The sequence below is a fragment of the Rhizobium acaciae genome (assembly GCF_025941625.1).
Classification (GTDB): Bacteria; Pseudomonadota; Alphaproteobacteria; order Rhizobiales; family Rhizobiaceae; genus Rhizobium; species Rhizobium acaciae.
In genome coordinates this window covers 22356-38509 of record NZ_JAPCZO010000030.1, presented here as the reverse complement: position 1 = coordinate 38509, position 16154 = coordinate 22356, and the positions used below count along the sequence as shown (strand labels likewise).

The window sequence follows — 16154 nt, the reverse complement described above, 5'->3', positions numbered from 1 at the left end:
GCTATCTCCCGATCGCATAGGCCTGCATCAGGCGCGGGGTGGCTGCGGCGCGCAGCAGGCCGTCGGCATCGCGTCTCGCAGCGGTCAGCCGGCCGATCGTCCAGACATCGGCGACCGTCAGCTTGTGGCCCTTGCGGCGCAGGGCATCGAGGACTTCAGGGCCGAAATTCGCTTCCGCCATCAGGCTGCCGGGTTCGCGGGTGCGCGGATAGAAGGAACCCGGAAAATGCGAGGTATGGAACAGCGGCTGGTCGATCGCCGCCTGCAGGTTCAGCTTGTGGTGCGCATAACGCAGGAAGAAGGAGAGTTGCCACTGCTCCTGCTGATCGCCGCCCGGTGTGCCGAAGGCCAGTGTCGGGCGGCCCTCGTAGAGGCCGAGCGACGGCGTCAGCGTCGTGCGTGGCCGCTTGCCGGGCGCAAGCGACGTCGGCAGGCCTGATTTCAGCCAGAACATCTGGGCTCGCGAATTGAGGCAGAAGCCGAGGCCGGGCACGGACGGCGAGGATTGCAGCCAGCCGCCGGACGGGGTGACGGAGACCATGTTGCCGTCGCGGTCGATGACGTCGATATGCACGGTGTCGCCACGCTTTTCGGAAAGATGCGCCATGGTCGGCTCGTAGACGGCGCCGGTCTTCGAATCCGCGCCGAGCATCTTCATCGTCAGGTCATGCTGCGCTTCGAAGCCAGGCACGATGCCGGGGCGAAGATCGAAGGAGGCGTCTGCGCCGACCAGCTTGCGGCGCTCGGCGGCATAGGTCTCCGACAGCAGATGCGCGATGGGAATCTCCGAAAAGTCAGGATCGCCGTAATAGACTTCGCGGTCGGCGAAGGCGAGCTTCATCGCCTCGACGACGGTGTGGACGAAATCGGCGCCAGCGGGGTTCATCGCGGCGAGATCAAAGCCTTTGAGGATCGACAGGGTCTGCAGGAAGACCGGACCCTGGCCCCAGGGGCCGATCTTGGCGATCGTCCAGCCATGATAATCATAGGTCAGCGGCTCCTCGATCGTCGCCGACCAGTTTGCCATGTCGTTGGCAGTCAAAACGCCCTTGTGGCGGTTGCCGCTTGCATCCATCACCTCGGCGGTCTTCAGATAATCGTCGATCTTCTCGGCGACGAAGCCGCGATAGAAGGCGTCGCGGGCCGCCTCGACCTGCGCTTCCCGGCCGCTTTTCGTCTCGGCCTCGGCGATGACGCGCTTCCAGGTTTCGGCAAGCACCGGATTCCTGAAATTCGCATGCGCTTCGGGGGCGCTGCCGCCAGGCAGCCAGATCTCGTAGGAGGTCGGCCATTCCTTCTCGAAGAAGGCGGCGAGCCCCTTGATGGTGGCGGAGACGCGCGGCAGCATCGGATGGCCATGCTCGGCGTAATAGATCGCCGGTTCCAGCACATTGCGCACGCTCATCGAGCCATAGTCGCGCAGCATCAGCATCCAGCCATCGAAGGAGCCGGGGATGACGGTCGCAAGCAGCCCATCGCCGGGGATCAGGCTCAGGCCTTCCGCCGTATAGTGTTCGATCGTCGCGCCGGCGGGGGCAGGGCCCTGCGCGCAAATGACCTCGACCTTGTCCTTCTTCTTCGAATAGATCACCGCCGGCAGGTCACCGCCCGGGCCGCAAAGATGCGGCTCGACGATCTGCAGCACGAAACCCGTCGCCACTGCCGCGTCGAAGGCGTTGCCGCCCTTTTCGAGAATGCTCATGCCGACGGCCGAGGCGATCCAGTGCGTGGAGGTGACGACGCCGAAGGTGCCGAGGATTTCTGGACGGGTCGTGAATGCGGTCATGTCAAATGTCCTTTCAAGAAATCATGCTTCGCGCGGATCGAGCGCATCGCGCAGGCCGTCGCCTAGGAGATTGAAACCGATGACGACGAGGAAGATCGCGGCACCCGGCCACATCGCCATCCATGGCGCCTGGGAGAGGAAATTCTTGGCGACGTTCAGCATCGAGCCCCAGCTCGGCGCCGGCGGCTGCTGTCCGAGGCCAAGAAAGGAGAGGCTCGCTTCGGCGATGATCGCCGTGGCGATGGTCAGCGTCGCCTGCACGAGGATCGGCGCAAAGACGTTCGGCAGGATGTAGCGGGTGATAATGCTCGAGGACCGGAGGCCGATCGAGCGGGCGCCCTCGACATATTCCTCGGTCTTGACCGAAAGCACCTGGCCGCGCGTCAGCCGCACGAAGACGGGCATGGCCGAAAGGCCGATCGCAATCATCGCATTGGTCAGGCTCGGGCCGAGAAAGGCTGCGAGCGCGATCGCGGTGATGAGGAAAGGCATGGCCAGAAAGGCTTCGGTGATGCGGGAGATCACCATGTCGATCCAGCCGCCGAAATAACCGGAGATAAGGCCGAAGGGCACGCCGATGACAACGGCAATGGCCACCGAGAAGACGCCGGCCATCAGCGATGCCTGCGCGCCCCAGATCATCCGGGAAAGAATGTCGCGGCCGATGTCGTCGGTGCCGAGCCAATGGGCGGCGGAGGGCGCCTTGCGGATCGCCGACCAGCTTGTGGTGTTCGGATCGGGAATCGGAAGAAGGGGGGCGGCAATGGCGAGAATGGCGAAGAAGGCGATGATCGCAAGGCCGACGAGGGCGCCCTTGTTGGCCTTCAGCTTGCGCCAGGCACGGCTCGGCGTGCGGTCGATCGCAGAGGGAATGCCGGTCTCACCGATCGCGGTCATAGGGCGGCCCTCATGCGCGGATTGAGCAGGACATAGAGAATATCGGCCAAGAGGTTCATGAGGATGAAGCCGATCGCCGTGCAGATCACCACACCCTGAACGACGGCGTAGTCACGGTTGAAGACGGCGTCGACGATGAGCTTTCCGAAACCCGGAATGGTGAAGATCTGCTCGGTCAGCACGGCGCCAGCGAGTAGTTCGCCAAAGAGCAGCGCGGTCAGCGTCACGATCGGCAGCATCGCGTTGCGGAAGCTGTGCTCGAGCACGACAGTGCTTTCCGGCAATCCCTTGGCGCGGGCGGTGCGGATGTAATCGGTGCTCAGCACACTCAGCATGGCAGAGCGCGTATGCCGCATCAGGGTCGCCGCCAGCGCATTGCCGAGCACGAAGGAGGGCATCAGCATGGTTTCCAGCGAGCGCAGCGGATTGCTGAAGAAGGGTTCGTAGCCTGACGCCGGCAACCAGCCGAGATTGACCGAGACCAGGAGGATCAGCATGATGCCGAGCCAGAAATTCGGGATCGACAGGCCGGTCAGCGCGATGATGTTGGCGAGATAGTCGATCATCGTGTTTTTCTTGACGGCCGCCAGGATGCCCATCGGCACGCCGATGACAAAGGCAAAGATCATCGACATGATGGCGAGCTGGATGGTGACCGGCAGCTTTTCGCCGATGAGCTGCAGAACCGGCTGGTTGGTGCGCAGCGAGATGCCGAGGTCGCCCTGCAGTGCCGCACCCAGCCAGCGGACATATTGATAGGGCACGGGATCGTTCAGCCGGTATTTCTCGCGCAGGAATTCGAGAACCTGCGGATCGCGTTCCTCGCCGGCCATGGCGAGGATCGGATCGCCGGGCAGCAGTTTCTGCAGCGAGAAGACGAAGATCGAAATGATCAAAAGCGTCGGTATGGCGACCAAGAGCCGTTTGGCGATATAGGTGTACATGGGCGATCCTGACACGACTGGGGTCATGCGGCGGAGGGTTTCCGCCGCATGATTTGCTGGATCAAAAAGTAGAGCATGATGTCGTCCGAAAACCGCTCACACTTTTCGGCATCATGCTCTAGGGATCAGCCGGCTTTCTTGACGCCGACGAGGCGGATCATGCCATCCGGCGACGGAACGAAGCCGGTGATGTTCTTGTGCAGCGCCCAGATCCAGGACTGGTGGCCGAGATAGATGATCGGCAGATCGTCGTTGAGGATGACGGCGGCGGCATCGTATTTCTGCTTGCGCACGGCATCGTCGGTCGAGGCACGGGCTTCGTTCAGCAGCTTGTCTACCTCGGGGTTGCAGTATTTCGTGTCGTTGATGCCGCCCTTGCAGGTGATGAACTGATGGATGTTGCCATCGGGATCGACGCGGCCGGACCAGTCCGAGCGGCTGAGCTGATAGTTGCCGGCGGTCTGCTCGCTGAGCAGCGTTGCGAATTCCGTCGATTTCAGGCTGACGTCGAAGCCGGCTTCGCCGACCATCGACTGGATGATCTGCATCATCTGCATGGCAACGGGATTGTTGGGGATCTGCAGCTCGATCGGCACGCGGTCGAAGCCGGCTTCCTTGATCAGCGCCTTGGCCTTGTCGAGATCGCGGGCGGGGACAGGGATATCCTTGTCGAACCACGGGCTGCTCGGCGGAAAGGGCTGGTTGCCGGAAACTGCCGTGCCTTCGTAGACGATCTGGTTGACGGCATCGCGGTCGATCGCCAGCGAGAATGCCTGGCGCAGGCGCTTGTCCTTGCCGAAAGGATTGTCGGCGCGCGCACCATTGCCGATATTGGTGTAGAGCGCCATGTAGCCGGTGCCGACGGCATCGGCATAGACGAGGCTCGAATCCGCCTTCACGGCTTCAGCGTCGGTCGCGGCCAGGCGCTCGATCATGTCGAGATCGCCGGACCGCAGGTTGGCGAGGCGCACCGTCGTATCTGGGATCGGCAGATAGGTGAGCTTGTCGATGAAGATCTGGTCCTTGTTCCAGTAGTCCTGGAACTTTTCGAGCACGATGCGGTCCTGCTGGACGCGCTCGACGAACTTGAACGGACCGGCGCAGACCGGGTGATCGCCGAACTTGGCGCCGAGCTCCTTGGCGGCCTTCGGCGAGACGATCATGCCGGCACGGTCGGAAAGCTGGGCAAGAAGGGTGACGTCAGGCGCCTTGAGGGTGAACTTGACCTCGTATTCGCTTGTCGCCTCGACCTTTTCCACAGAGCTGAGCTCGCTCTTGCGGCGTGATTCCGGCAGGGTGATGTTGCGCTCGATGGTGGCGACCACGGCTTCGGCATTGAAGGGGGTCTCGTCATGGAACTTGACGCCTTGGCGCAGCTTCATGGTGAGCTCTTTGCCGTCGGTCGACCAGCTCCATTCGGTGGCAAGCTGCGGCACGATTTTCAGGTCCGGTGAGACGTCGACCAGCTTGTCGCACATCGCGGTATAGACGATGCGGCCGACGAAGGTGCGCGACTGCGCGGGATCGAGCACGTCGGCATCGTCCTGCAGGCCGATCTTCAGGTCGACGGCGAAGGCAGGAAGTGCAAACAGTGCGCCGGCAACGGCGGTGGTCAGCAATTTGGCGATCTTCATTCCATTCTCCTCTGTCTATTTTTGTTTGGTTTTTGCTTCCATTCCGGCGGTTATGGCCCGCCATGTTCTTTTCTCCCTGCTCACCTCGCTGTTCAGGCGAGGGTCTTGTCGACCTCCGCTTCGCTATGATCGAGCGAGGTGATGCGGACGAGGCTTTCCTGCAGCGTCAGCAGATGCTGGCGCATCGCTTCGCCCGCCGTGGTCGGGTCATGCGCGGCGATCGCATCGACGATCGCCGTGTGCTGGTTAAAGGTGACGGGGCGCGTCCGGCTGGCGCTGCGGGCGCGCTCGCGGATCGTCTGCCAGGCCTCGTCCTGGCGCACCCGGTTGATGACGTCGAAGATGGTGAGGAAAAAACCGTTGCCGGCGCATTGGGCGATCTGGCGGTGCAGCGCCCCGTCCCAGAGTTCGCGCCCGTCGGCATCTGTGCTTTCGTAGATCTTCTTCACCAGATCGTACATGCGCTCGATATCGGCGGCCTTGGCGCGCATGGCGGCAAGCTGGGCGAGCTGCGGCTCGATGCGCAGGCGCACTTCCATGACCTCCATGAGATCGGTGCCGGCAACGATCGAGCCGACATGATCGCTCCAGCCGTCGGGGCGCGGGCCGGCATAGGTGCCGGAGCCCTGGCGGCGCCAGACGCGGCCCTCGGCCTCCAGCACTTCGAGGGCGCGGCGGACGGCACGGCGGCCGACGCCCAGCATTTCCGAAAGGGTGCGCTCGGTCGGCAGCTTGCCGTCTGCGTCGAGACTGTCGGACCGCAGGAGAGCCCTCAGCCTCTCCAGCGCATAATTCGAATTGCCCTGCGTTTCATCTATCGGCATTCGCTTAAATGGTCCGTACCAATTTTCTATTGGTTCAGTGCAAACCAAATCGCGCCGACCGTCAAGCGCTTTTTTGTGCAAATCGAAATCTGCCCGTTTTTTGCTCAGATGCCGCTATCGCCGCGATATGGAAAAACAATCGATCGCGGCGACAGGGCGCCCCCGCGATCGACACTGTCATCCAGAAAACGCAATTGGTTCAGGTGGAGCTCAGGCCGGCGTCGAGCGTGCGGAGACAAAGACTTGCGGCTCGAAGGCAAAATCCTTGTCGAAGGGGTAGGTCGGATGCTGCTTGCGCAGCCGCGGCAGGCGCTCGACGAACTGATCGACGACACCGGTTGATAGCGCCATCAGGTTCGGATTGGCGATCGGCGCCAGCTCCGGCGAGAGATAGCCCGATTTGACGACGACGATTTTCGCCCGGTGCGGGTCAAGGCCGAGCCGGGTGAAATCGACGATGTTGTGATAGGGCCGGCGCTTGGCGGAGAGCACGAGATCGATACCACTGACCGAAACCACCACCTGCCGGTCAGAGGGATCTGATGTCTCGTGCAGGAATTTGACGGTGAAGCGGGCGACAACCGGCTTGCTACCCTTGGTGTCGAGCGAGGCGCCGACGCTGAGCTCCAGTTCGGCGCCGATGCCGGCGGCATAACAGGCCTCGGTCGCCGCCTTGTCGGCGATGCCGGCAAAGACGACGCCGGTGGCATCCCTGGCGATCAACTCGGCCAGCACATCGGCCCGGTCCCCGACGCCGCCACCGGTGGGGTTGTCGCCGGATTCGGCAAGCACCACTGGCGCGGTCGGGCTTGCGATCGCCCTTTCGACGCATTCCTCGAGCGAGCCGGTCTCGCAACCGAAGACAAAGTCTTCGCGCGCATCCCAATAAGCCCTCGCGAGACGTTTCGCCTCGCGTTCCAGCACGGTGCGGTCGGTGCCGGTCATGATGGCGGCAGCCGTGGCGCGCGGTTCGTCGGCCCAGACATAGCCGACCATCAGCGATGCGTCCCAGACGCCATCGATCGCATCGAGCCCGGGCAGCATGTCATAGAGGCTCTTAGCCGGCTCATCGACGGTGCTGGTGCGCTCGCCGGGCAGCACGACGGGGATCGGCGCCCAGAGAAGGCTCGGCCTCTTGCCGGTTTTCAGGCTCTTTACCAGCATGGAGACGGAGCGGCGCATCGTCTCCTCGACATCGATATGCGGTGCGGTGCGATAGGTGGAATAGATATCGAGCGCATCGATGATGCGCTGGGTGACGTTGCCGTGCAGGTCGTAGCTCGCCGAGACCGTGCAATCCGCGCCGACCAACGCGCGGGCCGCGCTGATCCAATCGCCTTCGGCATCCTCCATGCCCTCGACATACATGGCGCCGTGCATGGCGAGATAGAGACCGTCGAGCGGCAACATCGGCTTCAGCCGCTCGAGGAATTCACCCTTGAAGGCTTCGTAGGTGGCGCGCGAAACCGGGCCGCCGGCAATGGCCCGGGCATGGATCGTCGGCAGGAATTCCGCATCATAATCCCTGAGGAAGGCGAAATAGGGAGACGCCAACAGTGCGTCCCCGCGCACCACGCGAAAATCTTTCTCCTCGTTCAGGACGGGATTGTATGTGCTGCATTCGGTATGAATGCCACCGACGGCGATGCGCATGGGAAACCTCAGTTGATGTTGGGAGCGATCAGGAAATTATGGGCGGTGATGCCGGCACCCCGGCCCGAGCGCCGACGACGCGCTGGGGGCGGATCGGTGTCGGTCGAGGGAGTTTGTGCTGCGATAAACTGAACATTCGGGATCCGATCCGGACGCGTCCTTTTGCCTCGACAATAAGTTTACAAACGAACCAATCAACCAAAATAAATTACAATCTTGATCTTCTGAGCCGGCGTCGAGGTGGTGCCGTAATCGCTGAGCCTCCGACCGGCTCGGCTTCTTCCGGCTGATGCCGCGGGCTGATTGCTGCCGACAAACGCGTCAGCATCGCCATAAAGAAAAAATCCCACTTCGGGATCCCGAAATTCCCCCGCTTCGGGATTCCGAAATTCGTCGCGTTTTGGGCGGTATTGCCGCGGAGAAACATCCAATGATTTCAATACCGCAACCAATTTCGAGATTCCGAAGTGCTATACAGATTATGGTGGGGGTCTGGCTGGCCGATGAATTCAGCGAAGCGCTCGACAGGTTCGCCGAACAGGACGTCGATGCGCCCACCCACTCGGAGGCTATCCGTCGTATTCTTGGAGAATGGCTACCAGCTCACGGATTCCTGCCAAAATGATCCCGGAGACGTAGCGCAGGGCGTCAAATCAGCTCTTGCGCGCAAGCTCCTCAGCGGTCGAGACCGTGATCGCCCTTGATGCGGGAGTTGAAGCTTATCGCCACAAAGTGGCGAGCTAAAAATGTTTGAGTATCAGTCATTCGCTGCCGCACCAGGATTCCGAGATGAAATCGGGATTCGGAAACACATGAGTTTCGGAAGTGGTCCCTTGCCGTGCGTTGGCGCAACGGCGTCAATCGTGGCGCTATGCAAACACCTAATTCTATCGGGAGAAACTGGAGCGGGCGAAGGGATTCGAACCCTCGACCCCAACCTTGGCAAGGTTGTGCTCTACCCCTGAGCTACACCCGCTCAATCCGCATCGGTCCGGGGTAGTTGTTGGACCGTGGGCGCCGCCTCGCGGCGACCGGCGCTATATGGCCTAACGGGTTTTCAAATGCAACAGGGAAATGACGGAGAGGCGAAGAAAAATTCTGGTGTTCGCGGAGCCCGGGCGGAAAGGCCGCAAATGCGGGGCAAAGCGTCGGTCGCAAAGATTGCCAAACGATGTGGACCGACTTAATCAGGACGCCTCGCTTTTTCCCTTCCTGCCCAATGGATTGCCCCATGTCGGAAAATGCCGCCAAGACAAGAGAAGAATTGTTTGCCTTTCTCGATGGGCTCGGCATCGCCCATAAGACGGTCGACCATGCGCCGGTCTTCACCGTGGCGGAATCGGTGGCCCTGCGCGACGAGATCCCGGGCGGCCACACCAAGAACCTCTTCGTCAAAGACAAGAAGGACAGGTATTTTCTGCTGACAGTGGAGGAAAATGCTGCCGTCGATCTCAAGCAGGTGCATAATGCCATCGGCGGGTCCGGCCGGGTTTCCTTCGGCAGGCCGGAGAAGCTGATGGAGTATCTCGGCGTCGCTCCGGGTTCGGTGACGGCCTTCGGCGCGATCAACGATACTGCTGAGAATGTCACTTTCGTGCTCGATGCCGAGCTGATGGCGCACGAGATCGTCAACTGCCATCCGCTATCCAATGATGCGACGACCTCGATTGCGAGCGGCGATCTCATCCGTTTCATGGAAGCGACCGGACATAAGCCGCTTGTCTTGAAAGTGACGTCCTGACATACGATTTTAGCGCTAAAGCGCGTCGCGATCTTTTAGATTCGCTCGCCGCGCTTTAGTCTTTGGTTTTGCGCATGTCTTTATCGCAAAACCGCACCACAGTTTTGCGCGAGATGCTTTAGCAAAGACGCCGGCAGGATCGGCGCGGCGGGAGATACCTATGAGCGGCAGCGACAACCCCTATAACGGTTCCTTCGGAAATCAGATGACGGCGACGACAAGCTTCGGTGCTGCGCTGGAACCCGCGGCTGCGACCGGCAGCTACATCACGGAGACGACGACCGCGAATTTCGCCAAGGACGTCATCGAGGAATCGCGCAAGCAGCCGGTGCTGGTCGATTTCTGGGCGCCCTGGTGCGGTCCGTGCAAGCAGCTGACGCCGGTCTTGGAAAAGGTGATCAACGAAGCCAAGGGCCGCGTCCGGCTGGTCAAGATGAATATCGACGACCATCCCTCGATCGCCGGCCAGCTCGGCATCCAGTCGATTCCCGCCGTCATCGCCTTCGTCAATGGCCGTCCTGCCGACGGTTTCATGGGCGCGGTGCCGGAAAGTCAGATCCAGCAGTTCATCGACCGGATCGCCGGTCCGGCCGGCGCCGACGAGGCGGCCGAAATCGAAGCGGTGGTTGCTGAAGCGGCGGAACTGCTTGCTGCCGGCAATATCAACGAGGCCGCTCAGCTCTACGGCGCCGTCATGCAGGCCGACCCCGAGAATGCCAAGGCGCTTGCCGGCATGGCGGAATGCATGATCGCCGCAAACCAGCATCAGCGGGCGCGCGAAATACTGACGGAATTGCCGGAAGAGCTGGCGAAAGACGCCGGCATCCAGGCCGTGCTGATGAAGCTCGAGCAGATCGAGGAGGCCCGCAAGCTCGGTGATCCCGTTGCGCTCGAGCGTGAACTGGCCGCCAATCCCGATGACCACGAGGCGCGAATCAAGCTTGCCAAGATCCGCAATGTCGAAGGCCGGCGCGACGAGGCGGCCGACCATCTGCTGCTGATCATGCGCAAGGACCGTGCCTTCGACGATGACGGCGCCCGCCGCCAGCTGCTGCAGTTCTTCGAGGTCTGGGGCTTCAAGGATCCGGCGACGGTTGCAGCGCGGCGCAAGCTTTCGGCGATGCTGTTCTCGTAGGGCGCGGCGCGTCGACCAAGACACGCTATCCCTTTGAATCTGGGCATCGTGCTTTCCGAAAACCGATTCCGATTTTCAGGGTATGCGCCACTGCATAATTCCTTAAATCGGAATCGATTTAGCGATTGAATTATGCAGTGATTCAAAGTGTTACAGCGTGTTTTGCGCGTCTAAAAGGACGCGCGGCGCTGTAAGTTCGAGCATCTGCCCTTGCGTTTTCGGACGAGGGCACCACATTCTCGTCAGAACGGGCATGCCCGTTACAAGAATGCGGGACGGTTTCATGCAAGTCGGGAATGCCAGATACCTGAAGCCGGGCGATCTGCCTGATGCGATCGCTGTCTTCCCCCTGACCGGCGCCCTCCTCCTGCCGGCCGGGCAGCTTCCCCTCAACATTTTCGAGCCGCGCTATCTGGCGATGCTGGATGCCGCGCTGTCCGGAAACCGGCTGATCGGCATGGTGCAGCCGGCGCTCGGCGAACACGAGGACAAGGGCAGCGAACCCAACCTTGCCGCTGTCGGCTGCCTCGGCCGCATCACCTCTTTCGCCGAGACCGGCGACGGGCGCTATATCGTGTCGCTGACCGGCGTCTGCCGCTTCCGGCTGCTGGAGGAGAAAGCGACCAGCCATCCCTTCCGCACCTTCCGCATCGCTCCCTTTATCGCCGATCTCTCGGCCGAGAACGAGGAGGGCGCGGTCGATCGCGCGGCACTTCTCACCGCCTTCAAGGCCTATCTTGATGCCAACAAGCTGGAGGCCGACTGGGAGAGCGTCGAGCGGGCGAGCAATCTGACGCTCGTCAATTCGCTGGCAATGATGTCGCCCTTCGGGCCGGCGGAAAAACAGGCGCTGCTGGAGGCGCCGGACCTGAAGACGCGGGCCGAGACGCTGATCGCCATTACCGAAATCGTGCTGGCGCGCGTCTTCGGTGACTCCGACACGGTTCTGCAGTAGACTTCGGCCATGGACGAAAAACTCAGCCGCGTCGATCCCAAGCTGCTCGATCTCCTGGTCTGCCCGCTCTCCAAGGGCCGGCTTTCCTATGATCGCGAGCACAATGAGCTCGTCTCGGAAAAGGCGCGGCTTGCCTATCCTATCCGCGATGGCATTCCGATCATGCTGATGTCCGAAGCCCGCCGCCTCGACGAATAAAGCAATTCCAGGAAGCGATTTTCCCAGGCAAAGCGCCAAGCGCTTTTGCCCGGAATTGCGTAAAAGGTTAAATCGTCTGGCCGGCAAGCAGCCGCGGATTGTCCTTTGCCGTCGTTCCGGCCGCCTGGCCGATGAAGAAGGACTTGAGACGCGGCAGCCGGTCGACGATGCCGAGGCCGACGTCGCGGGCGATGCGAATCGGCGTCGCGTCGTTGGAGAAGAGCCGGTTCAGCACGTCGGTCGTCACTCCCATGCGGAAAGTGTCGAAGCGCCGCCAGGTCTGGTAGCGCTCAAGAATGTTGATCGAGCCGATATCGAGGCCGAGGCGGTCGGCCTCCACCACGGTTTCGGCGAGTGCCGCCACATCCTTGAAGCCGAGATTGAGGCCTTGACCCGAAATCGGGTGGATGCCGTGAGCGGCGTCGCCGGCCAGCGCGAAACGCGGCGCGACGAAGGAGCGGGCAAGCGTCAGGCCGAGCGGGAAGGCACGCTTGTCGCCGATCACTTTCAGGCTCCCAAGCTTGTGGCCGAAGCGGCGTTCGAGCTCTTCTTCGAAGATCAGGTCGTCGGCGGCGACCAGACGGTTGGCATCCTGCGTGCGCTCCGTCCAGACGAGCGAGGAGCGGTTGTTCTTAAGCGGCAGGATGGCGAAGGGGCCGGCCGGCAGAAAATGTTCCTCGGCGCAGCCGTCATGCGGCCGCTCATGCTCGACCGTCGCAACGATGCCGGACTGGCCGTAGTCCCAGGTGACGGTCCTGATGCCGGCGAGATCGCGCAGCGTCGAGCGCACGCCGTCGCAGGCAACCAGCAGCCGGGTCTCCAGCGCGCTGCCGTCCGAAAGCGCGACGGTGACATGGGTGTCATGGGTCTTCAGCTCCGTGGCGCCGAGTCCATGGCGGATATCGATGCCGAGCCGGTCGCAGGCGCCGCGCAGGGCGGCGACCATCGCGACATTCGGGATCATGTGGGCGAAAGGCTGGCCGTCGGCCACTTCGCCGTCGAAGGTCAAAAAAACCGGCCGCACCGGATCGGAGGTCTTGGAGTCGGTGACGATCATCTTGGTGATCGGCTGGGCTTCCGGCTCGATTTCGTTCCAGATGCCGAAGACCTCGAGCATCTTTGCCGCCGCCGCGATGATGGCGGAAGCGCGCGTATCGTTTTTCCAGACATGTTCGGGGGCCGCCTCGACGACGGCGACATTCAGATGGGGTGCTGCCTGTTTGACCGCGACAGCGGCGGAAAGGCCGACATAACCTCCGCCCACAACCAGCATGTCCAGCATCGCGCCGCTCCCGTACCTTATGCCTCAGATGTGACCTATATAGATCATCGCAACTTCACTTCCTACCGCTGGGAGACATAGAAAATGACGGGCGAGACATCAGGGCCTTCGGCGATGGAGACGCTGCTTTCGACGCTCGACCTCGAGCCGATCGAGGTCGATATCTTCCGCGGCCGCAGCCCCAAGGTCGGCTGGCAGCGGGTCTTCGGCGGCCAAGTGATCGGCCAGGCGCTGATGGCGGCGCAGCGCACCATCGAGGACGAACGTTTCGTCCATTCGCTGCATGCTTATTTCATGCGTCCCGGCGATCCCACGGTGCCGATCATCTACCAGGCGGAGCGCATCCGCGACGGATCGAGCTTCAACACGCGGCGTGTCGTCGCCATCCAGCATGGCAAGGCGATCTTCGCGCTGTCAGCCTCCTTCCAGGTGGAGGAGCCGGGCTTCGAGCACCAGATTGCGATGCCCGACGTCGAGATGCCGGAGGCACTGCTCGGCGAGCAGCAGATCAAGGAAGAGTATCTCGCCCATGCGCCGGAAGCGATCCGAAAATACTGGCAGCGTGAGCGGCCGATCGAGATTCGTCCGGTCTCGCTGACCCATTATTTTTCCGACAAGAAACTCGATCCCAAACAGGACGTCTGGGTGCGCGCCACCGGCCCGGTTCCCGACGACCGGCTCTATCAGGCGGCAGTGCTTGCCTATCTTTCGGACATGACGCTGCTCGATACGTCGCTCTATGCGCACGGAACGTCCATCTTCGACCAGAGCCTGCAGGTGGCGAGCCTCGATCATTCGATGTGGTTCCACCGGCCCTGCAAGCTCGACGACTGGCTGCTTTATACGCAGGACAGTCCGTCGGCTTCAGGCGCCAGGGGATTAACCCGAGGTAGCCTATTTACGCGGTCCGGTAGCCTGATTGCCTCTGTCGCGCAGGAAGGTCTGATTCGGAAAAAGGCAAATGAATAAATAATGTGCATCTTTTCGAATTTGCGCGTTATTTGTGCGCTTATCGGCCGGTCATTTGCCTGTTTATTGGCACTCTTTATTATAACCTTTACTTTTCAATAACTTACGACATGCCTTGAATCTGGCACGCCCCTTGAATGTATATCGCCGGTCGCTGTTCAGGAACGTCAGCGGCAAGGAGAGTCGGCTCCGCGCCGAGGATAACGAAGGATGGGAAACCAGATGAAAATTGTGATGGCCATTATCAAGCCGTTCAAGCTCGATGAGGTCCGCGAAGCCCTTACGGCGATCGGTATTCAGGGGCTGACCGTAACCGAAGTGAAGGGCTACGGGCGCCAGAAGGGGCACACCGAAATCTATCGCGGCACCGAATATGCAGTCAGCTTCCTGCCGAAGCTCAAGATCGAGATCGCGGTTGCATCGGAACTCGTCGACAGGGCGGTCGAGGCCATCGCGGCATCGGCCAAGACCGGCCAGATCGGCGACGGCAAGATCTTCGTCTATTCGATCGACCATGCCGTGCGCATCCGTACGGGCGAAACCGATTCAGAAGCGCTGTAAGAACGGCAGATCAAGGAGCTTTTTCCAATGTCAATTTCGAAGTTTTCTTCCACCTTTGCGCGGCTTTGCGCAGCTTCGGCCGCCCTTCTGGCGCCGGCCGTCGCTTTCGCGCAGGAGGCTGCACCAGCCGCCACCGCGGCTGCTGCTCCGGCTTTCACCATGGACAAGGGTGACAATACCTGGATGCTCGTCTCCTCGGCGCTCGTCCTTTTGATGACCATCCCCGGCCTTGCGCTTTTCTACGGCGGTCTCGTCCGCGCCAAGAACATGCTCTCGGTGCTGATGCAGGTCTTCATGATCACGGCCGTCGTGGCGCTGATCTGGGTGACCTACGGCTATTCGCTCGCCTTCACCGACGGCGGCTCGCTGAACAGCTTCGTCGGCGGCTTCTCCAAGGCCTTCCTCGCCGGCGTCGACACCTCGTCGCTCGCCGAAACCTTCTCGAAGGGCGTCGCCATTCCGGAATACACCTTCATCGTCTTCCAGATGACGTTTGCCTGCATCACCCCCGGCCTGATCGTCGGCGCATTCGCCGAGCGTATCAAGTTCTCGGCCGTCATGCTCTTCGTCGTGCTCTGGGTCACCTTCATCTACTTCCCGATGGCACACATGGTCTGGTTCTGGGGCGGTCCGAGCTCCTACACCTCACCGGCCGGCCTGATCTTCTCCTACGGCGCAATCGACTTCGCCGGCGGCACGGTCGTTCACATCAATGCCGGTATTGCGGGCCTCGTCGGCGCCATCATGCTCGGCAAGCGCACGGGCTATAAGAAGGAAATCATGGCTCCGCACTCGATGACGCTGACCATGGTCGGCGCCTCGCTGCTCTGGGTCGGCTGGTTCGGCTTCAATGCCGGCTCCAACCTCGAAGCCAATTCCTACGCCTCGCTGGCCTTTATCAACACCTTCGTCGCAACGGCTGCCGCCGCTGTGTCCTGGTGCATCGTCGAAACCCTCACCCGCGGCAAGGCTTCCATGCTGGGTGGCGCTTCCGGTGCGGTTGCCGGTCTCGTCGCCGTTACCCCGGCTGCAGGCTTTGCCGGCCCGATGGGCGCGATCGTTCTCGGCCTCATCGTCTCGCCGGTCTGCTACTTCTTCGTCGACGTCGTGAAGAACAAGTTCAACTACGACGACAGCCTCGATGTCTTCGGCGTCCATTGCGTCGGCGGCATCATCGGCGCTCTCGGCACCGGTATCCTCGTCAACCCGGCTCTCGGCGGTGCAGGCATCGTCGATTATTCCACAGCCGATTTCGCAGCCTCCTATGCCGGTACGGCAACCCAGGTCTGGGCTCAGGCCAAGGGCGTGCTGACGACGCTGCTGTGGTCGGGCATCGGCTCGGCGATCCTCTACAAGATCGTCGACGTCGTCATCGGCCTGCGTGTCACCGTCGAAGCCGAACGCGAAGGTCTCGACCTCTCGACCCACGGCGAAGCCGCCTACCACTCTTCCTGATCACAGGGTTTGCGGCGCCCGGCAGAAGGGCGCCGCTTCACAGCCCGTCGCGGCCTATCTAACCATAGACCGCATTTCGCCCGGACCTTTCAAGGTTCGGGCTTTTTTCATTTCCCGGTT

15 protein-coding genes and 1 tRNA gene are annotated in these 16154 nt (G+C 61.6%); 7 read left to right on the top strand and 9 right to left on the bottom strand.

Annotation, left to right across the window (positions count from 1 at the left end; all coding sequences use genetic code 11):
• Position 1: 1 nt before the first annotated feature.
• The 8 genes from OLZ32_RS33620 to OLZ32_RS33585 all read right to left on the bottom strand — a co-directional run bounded on the left by OLZ32_RS33620 (position 2) and on the right by OLZ32_RS33585 (position 8714).
• The gene (locus OLZ32_RS33620; RefSeq protein WP_264424637.1) at positions 2–1786 is read right to left on the bottom strand and encodes a gamma-glutamyltransferase family protein; all 1785 of its coding nucleotides are present in this window, start codon (positions 1784–1786) and stop codon (positions 2–4) included.
• A gap of 21 nt (positions 1787–1807) precedes the next feature.
• The gene (locus OLZ32_RS33615) at positions 1808–2683 is read right to left on the bottom strand and encodes an ABC transporter permease (protein WP_264424634.1); all 876 of its coding nucleotides are present in this window, start codon (positions 2681–2683) and stop codon (positions 1808–1810) included.
• Entirely contained in the window at positions 2680–3627 is a 948-nt protein-coding gene (locus tag OLZ32_RS33610; RefSeq protein WP_264424681.1) for an ABC transporter permease, read from the bottom strand. Before OLZ32_RS33610 ends, OLZ32_RS33615 begins: the two co-directional genes overlap by 4 nt.
• Positions 3628–3752: 125 nt before the next feature.
• A complete protein-coding gene (locus OLZ32_RS33605) occupies positions 3753–5261 on the bottom strand; it encodes an ABC transporter substrate-binding protein (RefSeq protein WP_264424632.1) in 1509 nt (502 codons plus the stop codon).
• A 92-nt stretch (positions 5262–5353) separates the two neighbouring features.
• Positions 5354–6085 (bottom strand): FadR/GntR family transcriptional regulator, encoded by a 732-nt coding sequence (locus OLZ32_RS33600; RefSeq protein WP_264424631.1) that lies wholly within the window; start codon positions 6083–6085, stop codon positions 5354–5356.
• Between the two features lie 210 nt (positions 6086–6295).
• Positions 6296–7738, bottom strand: a complete 1443-nt coding sequence (locus tag OLZ32_RS33595) for a M81 family metallopeptidase (RefSeq protein WP_264424629.1) — start codon at positions 7736–7738, stop codon at positions 6296–6298.
• A 194-nt stretch (positions 7739–7932) separates the two neighbouring features.
• Positions 7933–8190 (bottom strand): hypothetical protein, encoded by a 258-nt coding sequence (locus OLZ32_RS33590; RefSeq protein WP_264424627.1) that lies wholly within the window; start codon positions 8188–8190, stop codon positions 7933–7935.
• Between the two features lie 449 nt (positions 8191–8639).
• Positions 8640–8714, bottom strand: a tRNA-Gly gene (locus OLZ32_RS33585).
• A gap of 255 nt (positions 8715–8969) precedes the next feature.
• Here OLZ32_RS33585 and OLZ32_RS33580 point away from each other — a divergent pair.
• From OLZ32_RS33580 to OLZ32_RS33565, 4 genes are all read left to right on the top strand, one after another.
• Positions 8970–9479 (top strand): prolyl-tRNA synthetase associated domain-containing protein, encoded by a 510-nt coding sequence (locus OLZ32_RS33580; protein ID WP_264424625.1) that lies wholly within the window; start codon positions 8970–8972, stop codon positions 9477–9479.
• 160 nt (positions 9480–9639) lie between these two features.
• Positions 9640–10614, top strand: coding sequence for a thioredoxin (gene trxA, locus OLZ32_RS33575; RefSeq protein WP_264424623.1), 975 nt, complete (start codon positions 9640–9642; stop codon positions 10612–10614).
• Positions 10615–10882: 268 nt separating this feature from the next.
• Positions 10883–11569, top strand: a complete 687-nt coding sequence (locus tag OLZ32_RS33570; protein ID WP_017989750.1) for an LON peptidase substrate-binding domain-containing protein — start codon at positions 10883–10885, stop codon at positions 11567–11569.
• Between the two features lie 9 nt (positions 11570–11578).
• Positions 11579–11767, top strand: coding sequence for a Trm112 family protein (locus tag OLZ32_RS33565; protein WP_003543687.1), 189 nt, complete (start codon positions 11579–11581; stop codon positions 11765–11767).
• 67 nt (positions 11768–11834) lie between these two features.
• Here OLZ32_RS33565 and OLZ32_RS33560 read toward each other — a convergent pair whose 3' ends face one another.
• The gene (locus OLZ32_RS33560) at positions 11835–13049 is read right to left on the bottom strand and encodes a ubiquinone biosynthesis hydroxylase (RefSeq protein ID WP_264424621.1); all 1215 of its coding nucleotides are present in this window, start codon (positions 13047–13049) and stop codon (positions 11835–11837) included.
• A gap of 84 nt (positions 13050–13133) precedes the next feature.
• Between OLZ32_RS33560 and tesB the strand changes: the two genes are divergently transcribed.
• From tesB to OLZ32_RS33545, 3 genes are all read left to right on the top strand, one after another.
• A complete protein-coding gene (gene tesB, locus OLZ32_RS33555) occupies positions 13134–14018 on the top strand; it encodes an acyl-CoA thioesterase II (protein ID WP_003543685.1) in 885 nt (294 codons plus the stop codon).
• A 210-nt stretch (positions 14019–14228) separates the two neighbouring features.
• A complete protein-coding gene (locus OLZ32_RS33550; RefSeq protein ID WP_003543684.1) occupies positions 14229–14579 on the top strand; it encodes a P-II family nitrogen regulator in 351 nt (116 codons plus the stop codon).
• Between the two features lie 27 nt (positions 14580–14606).
• Entirely contained in the window at positions 14607–16034 is a 1428-nt protein-coding gene (locus OLZ32_RS33545; RefSeq protein WP_003543683.1) for an ammonium transporter, read from the top strand.
• Positions 16035–16154: the final 120 nt, after the last annotated feature.